Source organism: Loktanella fryxellensis, assembly GCF_900110065.1.
Lineage (GTDB): Bacteria > Pseudomonadota > Alphaproteobacteria > Rhodobacterales > Rhodobacteraceae > Loktanella > Loktanella fryxellensis.
Genome location: NZ_FOCI01000007.1, coordinates 24,003 through 43,293, shown reverse-complemented (window position 1 = coordinate 43,293; position 19,291 = coordinate 24,003). Strand labels below are relative to the sequence as shown.

The window sequence follows — 19,291 nt, the reverse complement described above, 5'->3', positions numbered from 1 at the left end:
AGGATCTGATTCATTCCGCAGCCTCCAGCCTAAGCAGGGACTTGCGGCGCATCGGCCGGCTGAACAGGCCTGCGAGGTCGCCCGCCTGTTCGTAGAAATGCACCGGCGTGAAGACGAGCTCGATGGCCCATTTGGTGGTCAGACCTTCGGCTTCCAGCGGATTGGCAAGGCCCAGGCCGCAGATCGTCAGATCGGGCCGGGCGGCGCGAGCGCGGTCGAGCTGCAGGTCCACGTCCTGCCCTTCGCTGATCTGGGGACCAGCGGCGAGCAGGTCGAGGTCGGGTCCGTGCAGGGTGTCGTGGATGTAGGGGCTGCCCACCTCGATCGCGGTCATGCCGCATTCGCGGGTCAGGAACCGGGCGAGCGGGATTTCCAGCTGGCTGTCGGGAAAGAAGAACACCGACTTGCCCGCCAGATGCTCCGACGCCTGCGCGATGGCGCGGCGGGCGCGGTCGCGGGGTGCATCGGTGGCAGCGGCAAAGACCTCGGCGCTGACGCCGAACTCGGTGGCGATGGCCTGCAGCCACCGGGTCGTGCCATCCTCGCCGAACGGGAACGGCGCCGCGATATGGCGCGCGCCGCGGCGCATCAGGGCGGCGTGGGTTTCGCCCAGGAACGGCTGCGTCAGGGCGAACACGGTGTTCGGCCCCACGGCGGTGGTGTCGTCGATGCGGCGGGCGGGCAGCAGGCGGATGTTGTCGATGCCAATCGCGCCCAGCAGCGCCAGCATCTGATCCTCGACCACGTCGGGAAGTGCTCCGACCAGAAGCAGCTCGCGCGCGGTCGTGTCCTTCAGCACCGGGACCATGGAGGCAAGGCAGGCGTCCTCGCCTTCGGTGAAGGTCGTCTCGATGCCGGAGCCGGAATAGTTCAGCACCCGCACGTGGGGCGCATGGATCTGGGTCAGCCGTTCGGCGGCACGGGCGAGGTCGATCTTGATGACCTCGGACGGGCAGGAGCCCACCAGGAACAGCTGCCGGATGTCGGGGCGGCGGGCTAGCAGGCGGGCCACCTCGCGGTCGAGTTCGGTATGCGCGTCCTTCATGCCCGCCAAATCCTGCTCTTCCAGGATGGCGGTGCCGAAACGGGGTTCCGCGAAGATCATCACGCCCGCCGCAGATTGCAGCAGGTGGGCGCAGGTGCGGCTGCCCACCACAAGGAAGAAGGCGTCCTGCATCTTGCGGTGCAGCCAGATGATTCCCGTCAGGCCGCAGAACACCTCGCGCTGGCCGCGCTGTTTCAGCACCGGGGCCGTGCGGCAGCCGCCGCCCAAGGGGGTCAGGTCGTTCATGCGGACACTCCGGCATCGAGGCGGGCGCGCCGCAGTTTCAGGACGAATTGTCCGGCGTTGATGACGTAGGTGGTGTAGGCTGCCAGCGTCACGATCATCAGGGTGCGCGGGTCCATCGATCCGGTGGCCAGCCCCCAGACATAGGCCGCGTGCAGCGCGATGACGGCGAAGCTCACGACATCTTCCCAGAAGAAGGACGGTGCGAAGAGGTACTGGCCGAAGACGACTTTTTCCCAGATCGCGCCGGTCACCATGATGACCGCGAGGCAAACCGTCTTGACGATGATCGAAACCGTAGCGGCCATGTAGCCATCGCCGGTCGCGAGATAGCGCAGCACAAGGGCGAGCGAGATCAGGAACACCAAGAACTGCACCGGGGCCAGCAGCCCCTGCACCAGCGTCCAGCGGGTCGCATCGCGGCGGATGCGCTCTTGCGGGGTATAGAGGGGGCGATGCGCGGAAGACTGGCGCACGGTCGTTTGCATCGTCGCTGACATGTCTCGCCTCCCTTACATCTCGCAGTGTCAGATTAAGTGAGATTCCCGGCATGTGTCAACTACACGTTACACATTTTATCTGCGACATTGCGCTTGTCGAGCGCAGCGGGAACCCCAAAATATCAAGTCATATCAGAGGACTGACAAACTCCCTCGATCACCGTAATCCAAAGTGTCAATTTTCTTTGACATCTTGCCCGGATTTTTCGAGTATGCGGAACAGGTCAGTCGGTTGGGCGGACCTGGATGTGGGAAAGGATCGCACGCGATGAGCCGGCAGTTGTCCCACGACCTCTCGCACGACGTCATCTCGCGGACGCGGGGTCTGACCCGCAGCGTGGACGACATCACCCTGGCGCTGCGGTCGGCCGCCCTGTCCTGCGACCTGCATGCGTGCGTCGACGTTCTGGCGCGGGCGCGGCTGGCGGAGCTGAACGACGGATTCTTTGCGGATGTCTGCATCCCGCAGGCCGCGCGCCTGCTGGGCGAGGATTGGGTCAGCGATGCGCTGAGCTTTGCCGAAGTGTCGATTGCCACCGCACGCCTGCAGGGGCTGCTGCGGCACATGGGCGCCGACTGGCAAAGCGATCAGGCGGCCCCGGCAGATGCACCGACGGTGCTGGTCGTGGTGCCCGAACCCGTGCAGCACACCCTGGGCCCCAGCGTGCTGGTGTCGCAACTGCGGCGGCGCGGGCTGTCGGTCGGTCTGCTGCTGCGCGCGACGCGCAGTGACGTCGGGGCATTTTTGCGCCGAACGCCGCCGGGTGCGGTTTTCGTGTCGGTCTCTTGCGTAAAACGACTTGTACTTGCCCGTCCCCTCGTGACACAGGTGCGACAATCCGCGCCAGGTATACCGGTGGTGATCGGCGGACCGGCGACCGTGACCTGCGGTGACGCCTGCGCCATCACCGGTGCGGACTACGCGACGTCGGACGCCAGCGAGGCGCTCGTGCTGTGCGGGTTGATGGATTTACCGCGTGGCACGATGCGCGCAGAAACGATGATCTAATGTCACCTCTCTTGCGTGATCAGGGCCTGCATCGACCGGTCGGTCGGCCATGACGGCACGCGGCCTGAAATTCTGGAACGCGGGCGACGTGCCGCTGATCGCGCCGGACATCCTCGGCGACATCCTGACGGCCGTGGCCGATGTGGGACTGGTGATCGCGGATGACGGAACGGTGCTGTCGGTGCTGCTGAACCCGGCCTTCGCCGACGGCAGCCGGTTCGAAGGGGTCGACGGCACGGACATCGCCGACATGCTGACCCCCGAAAGCCGGATCAAGTTCACCAAGCGGCTGGCTGCATTCCTGACCGACACGGGCGACGTGCGCCCGGTCGAGGTGAACCATCCGGCAAAGACCGGGCGGCGCGAACTGCCGATCCGCTACAGCTTCCACCGGATCGGGACTCCGGGTGCGCTTCTGCTTCTGGGGCGCGACCTGCGGCCCGTCGCGGACATGCAGCAACAGCTGGTGTCGGCGCAGATGGCGCTGGAGCGGGATTACGAGGCGCACCGCGACTACGAGATGCGCTTTCGCGTATTGCTGGACAGCACGACCGATGGGGTGCTGATGGCCACGATGCAGACCGGCCTCGTGTCGGAAGCGAACATCGCGGCCGCCGAAACCTTCGGCAAGACGCGCGACGCGATCCTTGGCCAGCCGCTGACCAGTCTGTTCGACACGCGGCAAGCCGCCAACATGATCGACCGCCTGACGACGCAAGCCTTGTCGGGCGCACCGGCACCGGTGGAGGTCGCGCTGAAGGGCGGCGACCGTACCGTACTGCTGCGACCCACGATCTTTCGCGCGGCGGGCGAGCGGATCCTGCTATGCCACATCATCACGCAGGGCGCTACGGCGGCATCTGCCGATACGTTGGATCAGAGCCTGCGGGGGGTCTACACCCACGGGCCCGACAGCATGGTCTTTGCCGGCGCGGACGCAGCGATCCTGTCGGCGAACGACAGCTTTCTGAACCTGATCGGCGCGGCCCATGACATGAGCGTGCGCGGCCAGCCCCTGACCGACCTGCTGCAGCGGGGCACCGTTGATTTCAAGGTGATGACCGAGAATGCGGCCCAGTCGGGGCGTCTGCGCGCCTATGCGACCAAGATCGCCGGCGACTACGGCAGCCCCCGCGACGTCGAGATCGCCGTGACGCGGTTCCATGCGGGGGCCGTGCCCGTCTTCGCCTTCGTCATCAGAGAGGTCGGCCCCGCCGATGCTCCGCGCGGAGAGCCCGGCGACGATGGCCTGTCGTCGGTCAAGGAGCTGGTCGGCAGTTCGACCCTCAAGGACATCGTGGCGGAAACGACGAACGTGGTCGAACGCATGTGCATCGAGACGGCCATCGCGCTGACGATGAACAACCGCGTCGCCGCCGCCGAAATGCTGGGCCTGTCGCGTCAGTCGCTGTACGTGAAACTGCGCAAGTTCGGGCTGATCGACCGCGACACGACCATCTGAGCGGACGGCACCCGCCCGATTCCACGGGACTGCACAATCTTTGGGCAATGATCACGGGCCGTCGGCCCGGCGTGTTGCCACCGGCCCGCAACCTTGTGCAAGGTTCCGGCATGAACACTGCAACCACCCAGATCCTGACCGACGACCCCCATCGTTTCACGCCCCGCGCCGTGGGTGGGCTACGGATCGGTGCGCGTGATGGCAACAGGCTGGGCACGTTGCGCCAGTCGGGGGCGTCCAAGGCGTTCTTTCCACGCCATGCCGGGTCCGACCTGCTGGCTGTGACGCTGAACACCGCGGGCGGCGTGACGGGCGGCGACCGCTTCGATCTGGTGGCGGATGTCGCGGCAGGCAGCGCCCTGACGCTGACGACCCAGACGGCAGAGCGGATCTACAAGGCACAGCCGGGCCAGACGGCCCGCATGACGGCGCAACTGACCATAGGTGCAGGCGCGCGCATCGACTGGCTGCCGCAAGAGACGATCCTGTTCGACCGTTGCAGCCTGCGCCGCAGGCTGGACGTGACGATGGCGCCGGATGCCCGGTTTCTGGGCGTCGAGACGCTGGTGCTGGGCCGTGCGCTGATGGGCGAACGGATCGGGACGGGGTTCCTGAAGGACGACGTGCGCGTGACGCGGGACGGCGCGCTGGTGTTCGCCGACGCCATCGCGCTGACGGGCGCGGTGTCCGACCGGATGGCGGCACCGTGGTGCGGCGGCCCGGCGAACTGCATCGCCAGCGTCACCCTGATCGCACCAGAGGCCGAGACATACCTGACGACCCTGCGCGCCCTGATGCCTGCCACCGGCGGCGTCAGTCTGATCAGCTGTGGCGTGCTGTTCGCGCGCCTGCTGGCCGCCGACAGCCACGCGATGCGCAAAGCGCTGATCCCCGTGCTGACCGCGCTGCGCGGCCCCCTGCCCCCGACCTGGACCCTGTGACATGCAACTGACACCGCGCGAAAAAGACAAACTGCTGATCGCCATGGCCGCCGAGGTCGCGCGCAAGCGCCTCGCCCGTGGGGTGAAGCTGAATTATCCGGAGGCGATCGCCCTGATCACCGACACGGTGGTGGAAGGCGCGCGCGACGGGCGCAGCGTGGCCGACATGATGGAGGCCGGCGCGTATGTCGTGACCCGCGACCAGTGCATGGAGGGGATCAGCGAGATGCTGCCGGAGGTGCAGGTCGAGGCGACGTTTCCGGACGGCACCAAGCTGGTGACCGTGCACCAGCCGATCCGTTGACAAGATGAAGGTGAGTATTTTGGAAAAAGCGAGGACAGGGGCGTGATCCCCGGTGAGGTTTTCCCGGCAGCGGGCGAGATCGAGCTGAACGTCGGTGCCACCGTCGTCACGCTGATGGTCGGCAATACCGGCGACAGGCCGGTGCAGGTCGGCAGCCATTATCACTTTGCGGAAACGAACCCGGCGCTGGATTTCGACCGGGCGGTGGCGCGGGGCATGCGGCTGGACATTCCGCCGGGGTCCGCCGTGCGGTTCGAACCGGGCCAGCGGCGCGAGGTCAGGCTGATCGCAATCGGCGGGCGGCGGCATATCTATGGCTTCAACGCAGAGATCATGGGAGCCCTGTAAGATGGCACGCAATGCGACACCGTTCGAGCTGTTCCGGATGAACGTGCAGATCGGTCAGATGATGTTCGAGGCGCAGTCGGTCATCCTGATGCGGATGATGGGCTGGGGCGGGCTGTGGTCCGTCACGGCGGGCGAGAACGACCGCATGGTCAGCGAAAAGACCGAGGCGGTGACCCGGTCCATGCAGAACGCCACGCTGGCCGCGATGACCGGCAAGCGCCCCGACCAGATCGTGAACGCCGCGGTGAAGCCGCTGCGCCAGAAGACCCGCGCCAACGCCCAGCGGTTGGGCAAGCGCGGCCCCAGCCTGATGAAGTGAGCCCATGCCAGCCCTGATGTCCCGCGCGAACTATGCCGCCACCTTCGGCCCCACCACGGGCGACCGGGTGCGGTTGGCCGACACCGACCTGATCATCGAGGTAGAACGCGACCTGACCACCTATGGCGAGGAGGTGAAGTTCGGCGGCGGCAAGGTGATCCGCGACGGCATGGGGCAATCCCAGGTCACGCGGGCGAACGGGGCGGTGGACACCGTGATCACCAACGCGCTGATCGTGGATCATGCGGGCATCTGGAAGGCCGACGTGGCGATCCACAACGGCCGCATCCACGCCATCGGCAAGGCGGGCAATCCCGACACGCAGTCGGGCGTGGACATCATCATCGGGCCGGGGACGGAAATCATCGCAGGCGAAGGCCGCATCCTGACGGCGGGCGGGTTCGATTCGCACATCCACTTCATCGCGCCGCAGCAGATGGAGGATTCGCTGCACTCCGGCGTCACAACATGCTTCGGCGGCGGCACCGGGCCTGCGCACGGCACGCTGGCGACGACCTGCACCCCCGGCAGCTGGCATATAGGACGGATGCTGCAAGCCTTCGACGGCATTCCCATGAACATCGGGCTGGCGGGCAAGGGCAACGCGAGCCAACCGGGTGCCTTGGTCGAGATGGTCATGGCCGGTGCCTGTTCGCTGAAGCTGCACGAGGACTGGGGCACCACGCCCGCCGCCATCGACTGCTGCCTGAGCGTGGCCGACGACATGGACGTGCAAGTGATGATCCACACCGACACGCTGAACGAGAGCGGCTTCGTCGAACATACGGTCAAGGCGATGAAGGGGCGCACCATCCATGCGTTCCATACCGAAGGCGCCGGTGGCGGGCACGCGCCGGACATCATCAAGATCTGCGGCGAGGCGCATGTGCTGCCGTCGTCCACCAACCCCACCCGCCCCTTCACCGTGAACACGATCGAAGAACATCTCGACATGCTGATGGTGTGCCATCACCTCGACAAGTCGATCCCCGAGGATGTGGCCTTTGCCGAAAGCCGCATCCGGCGCGAGACGATCGCAGCCGAGGACATCCTGCACGACATGGGCGCGTTTTCGATCATCGCAAGCGACAGTCAGGCGATGGGCCGCGTGGGCGAGGTGCTGATCCGCACCTGGCAGACCGCCGACAAGATGAAGAAACAGCGTGGCCGTCTGGCCGAGGAGACCGGCGACAACGACAACTTTCGCGTGCGCCGCTATATGGCGAAATACACGATCAATCCTGCCATTGCACATGGGGTAAGCCACGAAGTCGGGTCCATCGCGGTGGGCAAGCGCGCCGATCTGGTGCTGTGGAACCCCGCCTTCTTTGGCGTGAAACCCGAGATGGTACTGCTGGGGGGCACCATCGTGGTGGCGCAGATGGGCGATCCCAACGCGTCCATCCCCACGCCGCAGCCGGTCTACTCGCGGCCCATGTTCGGCGCGTTCGGCACGGCACTGCGCCACGGCAGCGTCAGCTTTGTCTCCGGTGCGGCACAGGACGCGGGCATCCGCGACACGCTGGGGCTGGCCAAGCAGACGGTCGCCGTGCGCAACACGCGCAACATCGGCAAGCGCGACCTGATCCTGAACGATGCCCTGCCGCAGATCGAGGTCGATCCCGAAACCTACGAGGTGCGGGCCGATGGCGTGCTGCTGACGTGTCAACCTGCGGAAGTGCTGCCGATGGCGCAGCGCTACTTCCTGTTCTGAGGGTGGCGCAGGTGGGCAGCGGGGTTGCAGGAAACGCAGTTGTGGTCGGCACCGCCGACGCTATTTTCAATACCAAGGGGGGAGGCCTGATGCAATCGACAGCGGCACGGGCCGCAGACAAGGTTTCCAATGACGACGCAGACCCACGATACACCCACCGACTTTGCCATCCGCGCCCAGATCGACGCGTTCTTCGCGACGATCGGGCAGGGTTTCAACGCCTACATGGTCCGTGCCTCGCGCGTGGATCGGATCAAGGCGCTGGAAGCGCTGAGCGACGCGGAACTGGCGCACAAGGGCATCGCCCGCGACCGGATCGTGCACCATGTCTTCCGCGACCTGATGGCCGTCTGACGGCACGGACCAGTGCCGGGGGTGCGGCATGACGCACCCCACCGCACGGCATCTGGTGCAGCACCACGATCATGGCGACGGGCACAGGCATCACCATGCCCCCGAGCCGTTCGACACCTGCACGTTGACCTATGACGCGCGTCTGTTGCGGCGCAAGATGCTGACCACGGACGGCGGGACGGATGTTCTTGTCGATCTGGAACACACCACCTCGTTGAACGATGGCGACCTGCTGGCCTTGGACGACGGGCGCACGGTCGGCATCCGGGCGGCGGACGAGCCGCTGTACCGTGTCACCGGTGATCTGGCGCGGCTGGCGTGGCACATCGGGAACCGGCACATGCCGTGCCAGTTCGCGGACGATCACCTGCTGATCCTGCGCGACCCGGTGATCGGTCACATGCTGGCCGACCATCTGGGGGCCACGGTCACCGTGGTCGAGGCGCCCTTCCGTCCGGAAGGCGGCGCCTACGGTCACGGGCGCACCCTGCCCCATGCACATTGACCGCCACCTGCCGGTGACACCCGACGACGGCCTGCTGACGCTGATGCAGTGGCTGTCGCCGGGCTTTCCGCTGGGAACCTTCGGCTATTCGCATGGGCTGGAACAGGCCATCGCCGACCACAACATCCGACATGCGGATGATCTGGGCGACTGGCTGCACACGGTCATGACAGACGGCACCGGACGCACCGACGCGATCCTGCTGGCCGAGGCGTATCGCCACGACGATCCCGCCTGCATCGACGCACTGGCCCGCGCCCTGTCGCCCGCGCGCGAACGGTTGCTGGAAACCAGTGCGCAGGGCGAAGCGTTTTGCCAGACGGTGAATGCGGTGTGGGGCACCACCCTGCCGCCCCTGTGCCTGCCGGTGGCTGTCGGTGCCGCCGCGCGGATGCAGGGCATCGCGCTAACCCCCACCTTGCAGACCTATCTCTTTGCCTTTGCCGCGGGCCTCGTGTCGGCGGCGCAGCGGGCGATGCCGCTGGGGCAGACCCGCGCGCAGGCGCTGCTGTTGCGGGTCGCGCCGACCTGCCGCACACTGGCGGCCGGTGCCGTCGATTGGACGCTGGACGACATCGGCACCAGCGCCTTCATGGCCGAAATCGCGGCCATGCGTCACGAAACCCTGCAACCGAGGATTTTCCGCTCATGACTTCCCCCCACGGCCCGCTGCGCATCGGGATCGGCGGCCCGGTGGGCGCCGGCAAGACGACGCTGACGGCGAAGCTGGCGCTCCGCTTCCGCGACCAGCTGTCCATCGGCGTCATCACAAACGACATCTATACGCAGGAGGATGCCGAGGCGCTCATGCGCATGCAGATCCTGCCGTCCGACCGGATCATCGGCGTGGAAACCGGCGGTTGCCCGCATACCGCGATCCGCGAGGATGCCAGCATCAACCTTGCTGCCGTGGCCGAGATGCGCAGCCGTCACCCGGATCTGGACGTGGTGCTGATCGAGAGCGGCGGCGACAACCTGTCTGCCACCTTCAGCCCCGAACTGGCGGATCTGACGATCTACGTCATCGACGTGGCGGCGGGAGAGGAAATTCCCCGCAAGGGCGGCCCCGCGATCACCCGGTCCGACATCCTCGTCATCAACAAGACCGATCTGGCCCCGCATGTGGGTGCCTCGCTCGAGGTGATGGCGCGGGATGCAGCACGGATGCGGGGGGCGGGAACCGTGTGTTTTACGGCACTCCGCCACGATCAGGGCCTTGATCCGGTGGTGGCGCGGATCGCGGGTCTTGGCGGCCTTGCGGTGGTATGACATAGCGGCTGTGCGCCAGTCCCCCGCCGGTCCGGCATCGTCATCAACCTCCTGACGGGATATCGACCTTGGACAGCCAGATCACTGTGCGACTGAACTATGGCGTACCGCAGCCGTGCACCGTGCTGCTGCAGATCCGGGCGATGACAGACGCCTTTCAGGTCGTGACGTGGGAAAACACGGAAATCGCGGCCTACAAGTCGTTCCGCGACATGCCCGCCGAGGAGGGCATCGGCAACCGCATCTGGCTGGAAACGAACGGCGACCTGATCCTGACCTATTCGGCGCAGATCACCGTGAACCGTCCCGTGGCCCGGATGAAATATCTGTCGGAAACGCCGCTCTATCAGTTGAACGCGCCGACGGTGAAATACCTGATGCCAAGCCGCTACTGCACCGCTGACGGGTTCACGGAGTTTCTGCAGGAGACGTTCGGCCACCTGGCCGGCGGGCGCAAGGTCAAGGCGATGGCGCAGTGGATCACCGACAACCTGACCTATGACAACGACAGCAGCGACGGCGATACCACGGCGCAGGACACGTTCGACGCGCGGCGCGGCGTCTGCCGTGATTTTGCGCATCTGCTGATCGCCTTTTGCCGGTCCTGCGCCATCCCCGCGCGGATCGTCAGCGTCTACAGCCCGGATGTGACCCCGCCGGATTTCCACGCCGTGACCGAAGTCTATCTGAACGGTGGCTGGCACTTGATCGACCCGACCGGCATGACCACGCCGGACCGCATGATCGTGGTCGGCGTCGGTCGCGATGCGGCCGACGTCGCTTTTCTGACCGCATTCGGATCGGCCATGCTGAACGAACAGACGGTTTCGGTCACGGCAGAATAGGAAATCGTCCGCTCTGCCCGATTTGTTTGCAGTTCATCCAGAAAGCACTAACATTTCAATCATGAGCACAAAACCAGATCACTTCGACGAGATGCGCGTGGGCGACGACGGTGTCCGCGCCCCCTATGACGGTTACAAGGCGTGGTACGACGAACAGCCCCCCGGCCGGTTCGCACGCAAGTCGAAAGAGGCCGAGGCTTTTTTCCGCAGGACGGGCATCACGTTCAACGTGTATGGTCAGGTCGCGGCGCAGGAACGGCTGATCCCGTTCGATCTGGTGCCGCGCATCATTTCCAGCCGCGAATGGACGAAGCTGTCGAAGGGCATCGAACAGCGCGTGCGGGCGATCAACGCGTTCCTGCACGACATCTACAACCGTCAGGAAATCCTGCGCGCAGGCCGCATCCCGATCGATCTGATCGCACGCAATGCCGCGTTCCTGCCGCAGATGATGGGCTTTTCGCCGCCGGGCGACGTCTACACCCACATCGTTGGCACCGACATCGTCCGCACCGGTGAAGACGACTTCTTCGTGCTCGAGGATAATGCCCGCACACCGTCCGGCGTCAGCTACATGCTCGAAAACCGCGAGACGATGCTGCAGATGTTCCCGGAGCTCTTCAGCCGCATCAAGGTGCAGCCGGTCAGCGACTATCCCAAGAACCTGCGCCGGTCGCTGGCGGCGTCCGCACCGAAGTCCTGCGGCGGCAAGCCGGTGATCGCCGTGCTGACGCCGGGCATCTACAATTCGGCGTATTACGAACACTCGTTCCTTGCCGACCAGATGGGCGCGGAACTGGTCGAGGGGCACGATCTGCGCGTGGTGGACGGCCATATCGCCATGCGCACGACGCGCGGCTACAAGCAGATCGACGTGCTCTATCGCCGGGTGGACGACGAATACCTCGACCCGCTGACGTTCAATCCGAAATCCATGCTGGGCGTGCCCGGCATCATGGACGTCTACCGCGCGGGCAACATCACCATCGCCAACGCGCCCGGCACAGGCGTGTCGGACGACAAGGCGATCTACAGCTACATGCCCGACATCGTGCAGTTCTATACCGGCGAAAAGGCGATCCTGAAGAATGTCGAGACGTTCCGCTGCGGCGAACCGGACAGCCTGAAATACGTCCTCGACAACCTCGCCGACCTCGTCGTCAAGGAAGTGCACGGGTCCGGCGGTTACGGCATGCTGGTCGGTCCCGCCGCCAGCAAGAAGGAGCTGGCCGATTTCGCCGACAAGCTCCGCGCACGTCCCGGCAACTACATCGCGCAGCCCACGCTGTCGCTGTCCACCGTGCCGATCTTCGTCAAGAAGGGGCTGGCGCCGCGCCACGTCGACCTTCGCCCCTATGTGCTGGTCAGCCCGGAGGGGATCAACATCACGCCCGGCGGCCTGACCCGCGTCGCCCTGACGGAAGGGTCGCTCGTCGTGAATTCCAGCCAAGGAGGCGGCACCAAGGATACCTGGGTGCTGGAGGACTGAACATGCTGGGAAAAACCGCAGGCGGACTGTTCTGGATGTTCCGCTTCCTCGAACGCGCCGAAAACACCGCACGACTGGTCGAGGCCGGATTCCGTATCGCGCTGACACGTTCGCAGGATACGTCCAGCGAATGGGAAAGCGTGGTGACGACCGCCGGTGTCTGCGACGACTACAGCCGCAAGCACACGGACCACAACGCCGCCAACACCATCGACTTCCTGCTGCGCGACAAGGACAATCCGTCGTCGGTGTATTCGGTCATCAAGGCGGCCCGCGACAATGCCCGTCTGGTCCGCACCGCCCTGACGGTCGAGGTCTGGACCGCGGTGAATGACCACTGGATGACCATGCAGGAGCTGCTGAAGAAGCCGATCCGCGAAACCGACCTGCCCCGCGTTCTGGACGTGATCCGGTCGCAGTCGTCGCTGGTGCGCGGCGCGCTGCATGGCACGATGCTGCGCAACGACATCTACGACTTCGCCCGCATCGGCACCTTCATCGAGCGCGCCGACAACGTGGCGCGGATCATCGACGTGAAATATTACACGCTGCTGCCTTCGGTCAGCCTCGTGGGATCGTCGCTGGACAACGTGCAGTGGGAAACCATCCTGCGCAGCGTGTCCGCACACCGCGCCTTCCGCTGGCTGGACGAAGAGGACATGACGGCCGCCAGCGTGGCGCAGTTCCTGATCCTCGATCCGCGCCTGCCCCGCAGTCTGATGTTCTCGATGAAGGGACTGGTCGAGAACATGAATCATCTGGCCGAGGAGTACGGCACGCGGCACGCCTGCCATGACCATGCGGACCAGATGTTGCAGGGCTTGCGGAAACGCACCATCGCGTCGATTTTCGACGAGGGGCTGCACGAGTTCATCACCGCCTTCATTCAGGACAACAATGCGCTCGGTCTGCTGATCGAACGCGACTACCAGTTCTACGGATAGGGACGGATCATGGACCTGCGCATCACCCACACGACACGCTACGACTATGACCAGCCGGTCGGCTATGCCCTGCAACGGCTGCGGCTGCGGCCCCCGTCGAACGGGATGCAGACGGTGCAGGACTGGACCGTGACCGTGACGGGTGGCGTGATCGAGCTGACCTGCGCTGACCACCATGGCAACGTCATGGATCTGGTGAATACCACCCGCGGATCTTCCGATCTTGTCATCACCGCCAGCGGCACCGTCACGACCCACGACAAGGCGGGTGTGCTGGGCAAGGTCTATGGCGCGGCGCCGCTGTGGCATTTCGAGCAGGCCTCGCCCCTGACCGAACCCAGCCGTGGCATCCGCACTCTGGCGAAGCCGTTGAAGGTATCGACCAACCTGCTGGCCGATCTGCACACGCTGTCCGCCACCATCCTGTCCGCCGTGCCCTATGCGACGGGCCAGACCTATATGGAGACCACGGCGGAAGAGGCGTTGGCTGGTGCCGTCGGCGTGTGCCAGGACCATGCCCATATCATGATCGCCACGGCGCGTGTGGCGGGTCTGCCGGCGCGCTATGTCTCGGGCTATCTGATGATGGACGACCGTGTGGATCAAGACGCCAGCCACGCCTGGGCCGAGGTTCATCTGCCGACGCTGGGCTGGGTCGGGTTCGACGTCAGCAACGGGATCAGCCCGGATACGCGCTATGTGCGTCTGGCGGTGGGACGCGACGCCCGCGATGCCGCCCCCGTCCAGGGCCTGCGCATGGGTCCGGGGGATGAATCGCTGATTGTGACTTTGCAGGTGCAGCAGTAGGGTCGCATTGACCTAAAGCAGAGATTTCCCATGACCTATTGCGTCGGCCTGCGCCTGAACCGCGGCCTCGTCTTCATGTCGGACACCCGCACGAACGCGGGCGTCGACAACTTCTCCATGACCCGCAAGATGTTCACCTGGGAGGCGCCGGGCGAGCGCGTCATTACGATCATGACCGCCGGCAATCTGGCCACCACCCAGTCGCTGATTTCCTTACTGGAAGAACGCAGCAAGTCCGCTGCGGAACGCGATCCGAGCATCATGCGCGAACCGACGATGTTCCAGGTCGCCCGTCTGGTCGGCGCGACCCTGCAGGAAGTCATCGCCTATTCGTCCCCCATGGGTGACACGTCGGGTGCGCATTTCCGCGCCACGGTGATCGTCGGCGGCCAGATCAAGGGCGGCATTCCCACCGTGTTCATGGTCTATCCCGAAGGCAACTTCGTCGAAGTGACCGACGAAACCCCGTTCTTCCAGATCGGCGAAACGAAGTACGGCAAACCGATCCTCGTGCGTGCCTACGATCCCGAGATGACGTTCGAGGACACGGTCAAACTGCTGCTGGTGTCGTTCGATTCCACCATCAAGTCGAACCTGTCGGTCGGCCTGCCGTTCGACATCATGCTGTACGAAAAAGACACCTACGAGATCTTCAACCGCACGCGGGTCGAGGCGGACGATCCGGTGTTCCACCAGATCTCGGCGGGTTGGGGCAATGCGTTGCGCGAGGCTTTCGTGTCGTTGCCGACCTATAAGCTGTAGTCGGACAAGCTGTCGATCAGCGGTCGAGCCACAGCCGCACGGTTGCGGCCATCGACCGCGCCAGCGCCTGCCGCGACGTGGCCCGCAACCGGTCGTTCAGCGCCAGCAGCTTGTCGATCTCGTGCACGACCTTGAGGCCGTGTTCGGCCGCCATCGCCGGGCGCGTGGTGCGGTCCATCACGAACTGCGCACCCACCACATAGGCCAGCGCACCGGCGCGGTCGTGCAGCGGTTCGAGGATCAGCAGGTTGTTGAATTCGGACCCGTCGCGCCGCCTGTTGCGGAACACCGCCTGTGCGCCGGTGCCCTTGTCCAGCGCCTCCCTCACGATGTGGCGCGGGTCTTCGTTGTCCAGATCCGCCTGCAGGAACCGGCAGTTGCGACCGATCATGTCGGACGCATCGTATCCCGTGACCGCGCAGAACGCCGGATTGACATAGACCAACGGCATGTCGGACACCGCAGCGTCCGCGATCGACATCGAAACCGTCGCCTTGTCCAGCCGCTGGGCGACCTCTTCGATGTTCAATGTCGCCACCGCGTATCCCTCCGACACTCGACCAGTCGCCTCAATGCATTATTTGATACCTAAGCGTTTTGTACCGCCGGAGCCACCCATGACCGACCCCATCGACCCGCCGTCCCAGCTGATCATCGTGGGCATCGGCGCGTCCGCCGGCGGGCTCGAGGCGATCCAGGGCTTTCTCGAACGCCTGCCGGGCCAGCAGCGGATGACCTTCGTCATCGTCCAGCACCTCGACCCGGACCACGACAGTCTGATGCAGGAACTGCTTGACCGACGCACGGACAGCCCCGTGGTGGTCGCCACCGATGGTGGCCCGGTAGAGCCGGGCCACATCTATCTGATCGCCCCCGGAGAGATGCTGACAATCGTTGAGGACCGCTTTCATACGGAGAAGTTCGCCCAGCCGCGCGGTGTCCGGCGACCCATCGACGTGTTCCTGACCTCTCTTGCGCAAAATTCCGGCGTGAGTGCCGTCGGCGTCATCCTGTCCGGCACCGGCAGCGACGGCAGTCAGGGCGTGCGCGACATCAAGAACCACGGCGGCCTCGTGCTGGTGCAAAAGCCGGAAGAGGCCAAGCACGACGGCATGCCCCGCAGCGCCATCGCCACGGGGGCCTGCGATCTGGTGGTGCCGGTGGGCGAAATCGTGCCCGTCCTCGAGGATTTCTTCGACCACATCGGCAACATGACCACCGGCGCCATGACCGATGGCGAGCTGATCCAGCGTGTCGCCCGCCACCTGCGCAACCGCACCGGCCACGATTTTTCGGAATACAAGCCGGGTACCCTGCTGCGCCGGATCGCGGTGCGGATGTCGATCCTCGGGATCGCGACGTCGCAGGACTATCTGCGCCACCTGATCGACGCCCCTGCCGAGGCGGATCTGCTGTTCAGCAGCATCCTCATCAACGTGACCAGCTTCTTTCGCGATGCGGACGTGTTCCAGACCCTGCGCGAAACGGTGATCCCGGACCTCGTCACGCAGGTCGGCGCGCAGGCGACCCTGCGGATCTGGGTGGCTGGCTGCTCGACGGGAGAAGAGGCATACAGTGTGGCCATCGTGCTGCACGACACGATGGAACGCCTGAACATCTGGCCCAGCGTATCGATCTTTGCCACCGACATCGACGAAGACGCACTGCGGGTGGCCCGGCGTGGCGAATACGGCAACGACATCGCCGACCAGATGCCGGTCAGTATCCTGCAACGCCACTTTCGCCCGCGCGCCGACGGCTATGTCGTCAACGATACCTTGCGCAACATGATCCGGTTTTCGAACCAGAGCCTGATCAAGGATCCGCCGTTCTCGCAACTCGACATGGTGACCTGCCGCAACGTGCTGATCTATCTGGAGAAGCCGTTGCAACGCGCCGTCATCAGCGCCTTTCACTATGGCCTGCGCGAAAATGGCCTCCTTGTCCTTGGCAACAGCGAGGCCATCAATAACGGCAAGTCCCTGTTCACCGACGTGTCGCGCAGCGCCCGCGTCTTTTCCCGCCTGCCAGGACCCCCGGCCCGGCTGGACCTGCGACCGTCCGACCGTCCGGTGACCAGACCCACGGCGCAAGCCGCCGATGCCAACATCGAACCGACGCACCCCTATGGCGCCGATATCATGGCGCATTTTGCGCCGCCGTACATGGTGCTCAGCGATACCAGCGACCTCGTCTATGCTTCGACCACCGCGACGCAATTCCTGCAGGTCAAGGCCGGACGCCCGCAGACATCGGTGCTGAAACTGATCCGCCCGGAACTGGAATCCACGCTGGGGCGGTTGCTGCGCCTCGATTACAAGATGGATACGGTGCAGACGATCCTGTTCGACGGCGACATCGGCGGTCAACGGCGGCGGTTGAGGATCGGCGGCCATGTGATCGCGGATGCCCAGATCCTCGTGGTGTTCGAGGAACAGACGATCGACACGACTGCGCCGCAGCACGCAAGCAATGTCGCCGATACCGACAGCCACACCTATCTACGAGAGCTTGAGGCAGAGCTGGACATGGCGCGCGCCCGCCTACGCGCAACGATGGAAGACCTCGAGACATCCAACGAAGAGCTGAAAAGCTCGAACGAAGAGATGATGTCGATGAACGAGGAATTGCAGTCGGCCAACGAGGAATTGACGACGACCAACGACGAGTTGAACACGAAGATCGCCGAAATCCGCGACGCGAATGCGGATATGGCCAACCTCATCGAAAGCAACAAGGTCAGCACGATCTTTCTCGACGCCGACCTGCGCCTGCGCCGGTTCACACCGGAGGCACGCAATCAGTTCCGTTTCGTCACCGCCGATCTGGGACGTCCGCTGGACGACATCGGCTCGGACCTCGACGTGCCGACGATCCTGAAGGACTGCCGCGCCGTGATCGCCCGGCGCGAGATGGTCGAGACGGAATACCAGGGACGCGACGGTGGCACCTATCGGGCCCGGATCGTTCCGTTCGAAGGCGACGGCAACCTGGGCGACGGCGGTGTCGTGCTGTCGCTGTTCGACGTCACGCAACTGCACCAACTGGCGCAAGAGGCAGACGCACAGCGCACTCTCTCTGAACAGCGCCTGACAGAGATCGAGGATCTCTACAACGTCAGCCCGCAGGCCATGGGCATGCTGGACCGCAACCTGACCTATGTGCGCGTAAACCAGCGGCTGGCCGATCTTGCCGGCCTTTCGATGGATGAGCTGATCGGAAAGCCGCTCGGCTTGCTGTCGCCGGCGATGCGCGATCAGATGGCATCTCTGTCCCGACAGGTGCTGGACGCCGATGCACGGTTCGAGAACCGTCAGTTCCAGGGGGCCGTGCGCGGCGATCCGGATGCCGACCGGATCTGGGAGACCGACTGGTATCCGGTCCTGCATGACGAAGAGGTAGCGGGAGTCGGCCTGAACATCCGCGACGTAACCGAGCGGATCCAGATGCAGCACGAATTGCGCAGGATCATGCAAGAGCTGCAGCACCGGGTGAAAAACATGCTGGCTAACGTGCTGGCCCTCGTCAGTCGTGCCAGCCGCGATGCCACCGTGGATCGCGCGGTGTTCGTCGCCCTGTCGCGGCGGATCCAGGCCCTTGCCCAGACCCACAAGCTCCTCACGCAATCCAACTGGGCGTCCGCAAGCCTCAGCCAGATCCTGGAACCGGAACTGACATCGATCTATGGCACCGACCGGGTCGAGCTGAAGGGTCCCGAGATCGTCGTGAACGCCCGCGCGGCCCTGTCGCTGGGCATGGCGGTTCACGAACTGGCGACCAACGCCGCCAAATACGGCGCGTTCCAGCAGGCTGGTGGCAAGGTGCGCCTGTCGTGGGTCCGGCAGGACGATGGAGAGCGCGATCTCTATATCTTCCGCTGGACGGAAACGGGTGGGCCGGTGCCGCAGGATACCGGCGACAACGGCTTCGGAACCAAACTGATCCGGTCCACCATCGTCGGCAGTCTGGACGGAACCGTCGAATTTCTGTGGGAACCCAGCGGCCTGACATGCGTTATGACGATACCTGTCGCCGCGCTGATCGAGATACCGCATGATTCCATCTTCAATTCCGCTGAACTCCAGCCTTCTCTACGTTGAAGACGAGGTGATCGTCGCACTCGATGTCTATGACGGATTGAAGGACGATCTGGGCTTCGACGTGGAGATGGCGCACAACCTCAAATCCGCGATGGAGAAGTGCGAGACGCGCAGTTTCGATTATGCCTTGCTCGACATGAACCTCGGGAACGGCGAAAACAGTCTTGAACTGGGAATGCGGCTGGCGCGCCGCGGCACGCATGTCGTGTTCGCGTCCGGTTACAACCGCAACGAGATCGCGCAGATCGACCAGTTTCAGCTGATCGAAAAGCCGTTTCAGCTGGCGGATATCGCCGCCGCCTTTGCGGCGACGGCCCCTGCGGCCTAGTTG

Annotated in this window: 21 protein-coding genes; 18 read left to right on the top strand and 3 right to left on the bottom strand. The window is 64.7% G+C overall.

Translation table 11 applies throughout. The features are described from left to right. Positions 1–10: 10 nt before the first annotated feature. Both BMX16_RS07065 and bchF read right to left on the bottom strand, forming a co-directional pair. A complete protein-coding gene (locus BMX16_RS07065; RefSeq protein ID WP_089900859.1) occupies positions 11–1,291 on the bottom strand; it encodes a ferredoxin:protochlorophyllide reductase (ATP-dependent) subunit N in 1,281 nt (426 codons plus the stop codon). Continuing rightward, positions 1,288–1,788 carry a 2-vinyl bacteriochlorophyllide hydratase gene (gene bchF / locus BMX16_RS07060; RefSeq protein ID WP_245731405.1) on the bottom strand — a complete coding sequence of 167 codons (501 nt, stop codon included), beginning with the start codon at positions 1,786–1,788 and terminating at the stop codon, positions 1,288–1,290. Before bchF ends, BMX16_RS07065 begins: the two co-directional genes overlap by 4 nt. Positions 1,789–2,056: 268 nt before the next feature. Between bchF and BMX16_RS07055 the strand changes: the two genes are divergently transcribed. From BMX16_RS07055 to BMX16_RS06980, 16 genes are all read left to right on the top strand, one after another. Further along, entirely contained in the window at positions 2,057–2,797 is a 741-nt protein-coding gene (locus tag BMX16_RS07055) for a cobalamin B12-binding domain-containing protein (RefSeq protein WP_089900856.1), read from the top strand. 49 nt (positions 2,798–2,846) lie between these two features. Beyond that, on the top strand, positions 2,847–4,259 hold the full coding sequence (ppsR, locus tag BMX16_RS07050) for a transcriptional regulator PpsR (protein ID WP_089900853.1): 1,413 nt from the start codon (positions 2,847–2,849) through the stop codon (positions 4,257–4,259). Positions 4,260–4,369: 110 nt separating this feature from the next. After that, positions 4,370–5,200: an urease accessory protein UreD gene (locus BMX16_RS07045; RefSeq protein WP_245731404.1), complete on the top strand. Its 831-nt coding sequence runs from the start codon at positions 4,370–4,372 to the stop codon at positions 5,198–5,200. Between the two features lies 1 nt (position 5,201). Continuing rightward, the gene (locus BMX16_RS07040; RefSeq protein ID WP_089900850.1) at positions 5,202–5,504 is read left to right on the top strand and encodes an urease subunit gamma; all 303 of its coding nucleotides are present in this window, start codon (positions 5,202–5,204) and stop codon (positions 5,502–5,504) included. A 42-nt stretch (positions 5,505–5,546) separates the two neighbouring features. Then, positions 5,547–5,852: an urease subunit beta gene (locus BMX16_RS07035; RefSeq protein WP_089900847.1), complete on the top strand. Its 306-nt coding sequence runs from the start codon at positions 5,547–5,549 to the stop codon at positions 5,850–5,852. A gap of 1 nt (position 5,853) precedes the next feature. Continuing rightward, the gene (locus BMX16_RS07030; RefSeq protein WP_089900844.1) at positions 5,854–6,171 is read left to right on the top strand and encodes a hypothetical protein; all 318 of its coding nucleotides are present in this window, start codon (positions 5,854–5,856) and stop codon (positions 6,169–6,171) included. A 4-nt stretch (positions 6,172–6,175) separates the two neighbouring features. Continuing rightward, positions 6,176–7,885: an urease subunit alpha gene (gene ureC, locus BMX16_RS07025; RefSeq protein ID WP_089900841.1), complete on the top strand. Its 1,710-nt coding sequence runs from the start codon at positions 6,176–6,178 to the stop codon at positions 7,883–7,885. A 129-nt stretch (positions 7,886–8,014) separates the two neighbouring features. Then, positions 8,015–8,239, top strand: coding sequence for a hypothetical protein (locus BMX16_RS07020; protein ID WP_089900838.1), 225 nt, complete (start codon positions 8,015–8,017; stop codon positions 8,237–8,239). Between the two features lie 28 nt (positions 8,240–8,267). Continuing rightward, entirely contained in the window at positions 8,268–8,744 is a 477-nt protein-coding gene (locus BMX16_RS07015; RefSeq protein WP_089900835.1) for an urease accessory protein UreE, read from the top strand. Further along, on the top strand, positions 8,734–9,396 hold the full coding sequence (locus BMX16_RS07010) for an urease accessory protein UreF (RefSeq protein ID WP_089900832.1): 663 nt from the start codon (positions 8,734–8,736) through the stop codon (positions 9,394–9,396). Before BMX16_RS07015 ends, BMX16_RS07010 begins: the two co-directional genes overlap by 11 nt. Beyond that, positions 9,393–10,013, top strand: coding sequence for an urease accessory protein UreG (ureG, locus tag BMX16_RS07005; protein WP_089900829.1), 621 nt, complete (start codon positions 9,393–9,395; stop codon positions 10,011–10,013). The genes BMX16_RS07010 and ureG overlap by 4 nt, the downstream gene beginning before the upstream one ends. A gap of 68 nt (positions 10,014–10,081) precedes the next feature. Beyond that, positions 10,082–10,858 carry a transglutaminase-like domain-containing protein gene (locus tag BMX16_RS07000; protein ID WP_218139848.1) on the top strand — a complete coding sequence of 259 codons (777 nt, stop codon included), beginning with the start codon at positions 10,082–10,084 and terminating at the stop codon, positions 10,856–10,858. Positions 10,859–10,919: 61 nt separating this feature from the next. Beyond that, a complete protein-coding gene (locus tag BMX16_RS06995) occupies positions 10,920–12,347 on the top strand; it encodes a circularly permuted type 2 ATP-grasp protein (RefSeq protein ID WP_089900826.1) in 1,428 nt (475 codons plus the stop codon). A gap of 2 nt (positions 12,348–12,349) precedes the next feature. Then, entirely contained in the window at positions 12,350–13,291 is a 942-nt protein-coding gene (locus BMX16_RS06990) for an alpha-E domain-containing protein (RefSeq protein WP_089900823.1), read from the top strand. Between the two features lie 9 nt (positions 13,292–13,300). Next, positions 13,301–14,098 (top strand): transglutaminase family protein, encoded by a 798-nt coding sequence (locus tag BMX16_RS06985; protein ID WP_089900818.1) that lies wholly within the window; start codon positions 13,301–13,303, stop codon positions 14,096–14,098. 30 nt (positions 14,099–14,128) lie between these two features. Beyond that, positions 14,129–14,860 carry a proteasome-type protease gene (locus BMX16_RS06980; RefSeq protein ID WP_089900815.1) on the top strand — a complete coding sequence of 244 codons (732 nt, stop codon included), beginning with the start codon at positions 14,129–14,131 and terminating at the stop codon, positions 14,858–14,860. 16 nt (positions 14,861–14,876) lie between these two features. On the opposite strand, the gene BMX16_RS06975 is transcribed toward BMX16_RS06980, so the two are convergent. After that, entirely contained in the window at positions 14,877–15,398 is a 522-nt protein-coding gene (locus tag BMX16_RS06975; RefSeq protein ID WP_177174599.1) for a PAS domain-containing protein, read from the bottom strand. A 79-nt stretch (positions 15,399–15,477) separates the two neighbouring features. On the opposite strand from BMX16_RS06975, the gene BMX16_RS06970 reads away from it, so the two are divergent. Together BMX16_RS06970 and BMX16_RS06965 are read left to right on the top strand one after the other, a co-directional pair. After that, positions 15,478–18,960 carry a chemotaxis protein CheB gene (locus tag BMX16_RS06970; protein ID WP_177174598.1) on the top strand — a complete coding sequence of 1,161 codons (3,483 nt, stop codon included), beginning with the start codon at positions 15,478–15,480 and terminating at the stop codon, positions 18,958–18,960. Then, positions 18,914–19,288, top strand: a complete 375-nt coding sequence (locus tag BMX16_RS06965) for a response regulator transcription factor (protein WP_089900805.1) — start codon at positions 18,914–18,916, stop codon at positions 19,286–19,288. The genes BMX16_RS06970 and BMX16_RS06965 overlap by 47 nt, the downstream gene beginning before the upstream one ends. Positions 19,289–19,291: the final 3 nt, after the last annotated feature.

What these genes read in the sequence shown, in the direction of transcription:
- BMX16_RS07065 (WP_089900859.1), bottom strand. Translation starts at nt 1,291, where the DNA reads ATGAACGACCTGACCCCCTTGGGCGGCGGCTGCCGCACGGCCCCGGTG.
- bchF (WP_245731405.1), bottom strand. Translation starts at nt 1,788, where the DNA reads ATGTCAGCGACGATGCAAACGACCGTGCGCCAGTCTTCCGCGCATCGC.
- BMX16_RS07055 (WP_089900856.1), top strand. Translation starts at nt 2,057, where the DNA reads ATGAGCCGGCAGTTGTCCCACGACCTCTCGCACGACGTCATCTCGCGG.
- ppsR (WP_089900853.1), top strand. Translation starts at nt 2,847, where the DNA reads ATGACGGCACGCGGCCTGAAATTCTGGAACGCGGGCGACGTGCCGCTG.
- BMX16_RS07045 (WP_245731404.1), top strand. Translation starts at nt 4,370, where the DNA reads ATGAACACTGCAACCACCCAGATCCTGACCGACGACCCCCATCGTTTC.
- BMX16_RS07040 (WP_089900850.1), top strand. Translation starts at nt 5,202, where the DNA reads ATGCAACTGACACCGCGCGAAAAAGACAAACTGCTGATCGCCATGGCC.
- BMX16_RS07030 (WP_089900844.1), top strand. Translation starts at nt 5,854, where the DNA reads ATGGCACGCAATGCGACACCGTTCGAGCTGTTCCGGATGAACGTGCAG.
- ureC (WP_089900841.1), top strand. Translation starts at nt 6,176, where the DNA reads ATGCCAGCCCTGATGTCCCGCGCGAACTATGCCGCCACCTTCGGCCCC.
- BMX16_RS07020 (WP_089900838.1), top strand. Translation starts at nt 8,015, where the DNA reads ATGACGACGCAGACCCACGATACACCCACCGACTTTGCCATCCGCGCC.
- BMX16_RS07015 (WP_089900835.1), top strand. Translation starts at nt 8,268, where the DNA reads ATGACGCACCCCACCGCACGGCATCTGGTGCAGCACCACGATCATGGC.
- BMX16_RS07010 (WP_089900832.1), top strand. Translation starts at nt 8,734, where the DNA reads ATGCACATTGACCGCCACCTGCCGGTGACACCCGACGACGGCCTGCTG.
- ureG (WP_089900829.1), top strand. Translation starts at nt 9,393, where the DNA reads ATGACTTCCCCCCACGGCCCGCTGCGCATCGGGATCGGCGGCCCGGTG.
- BMX16_RS06995 (WP_089900826.1), top strand. Translation starts at nt 10,920, where the DNA reads ATGAGCACAAAACCAGATCACTTCGACGAGATGCGCGTGGGCGACGAC.
- BMX16_RS06990 (WP_089900823.1), top strand. Translation starts at nt 12,350, where the DNA reads ATGCTGGGAAAAACCGCAGGCGGACTGTTCTGGATGTTCCGCTTCCTC.
- BMX16_RS06985 (WP_089900818.1), top strand. Translation starts at nt 13,301, where the DNA reads ATGGACCTGCGCATCACCCACACGACACGCTACGACTATGACCAGCCG.
- BMX16_RS06980 (WP_089900815.1), top strand. Translation starts at nt 14,129, where the DNA reads ATGACCTATTGCGTCGGCCTGCGCCTGAACCGCGGCCTCGTCTTCATG.
- BMX16_RS06970 (WP_177174598.1), top strand. Translation starts at nt 15,478, where the DNA reads ATGACCGACCCCATCGACCCGCCGTCCCAGCTGATCATCGTGGGCATC.
- BMX16_RS06965 (WP_089900805.1), top strand. Translation starts at nt 18,914, where the DNA reads ATGATTCCATCTTCAATTCCGCTGAACTCCAGCCTTCTCTACGTTGAA.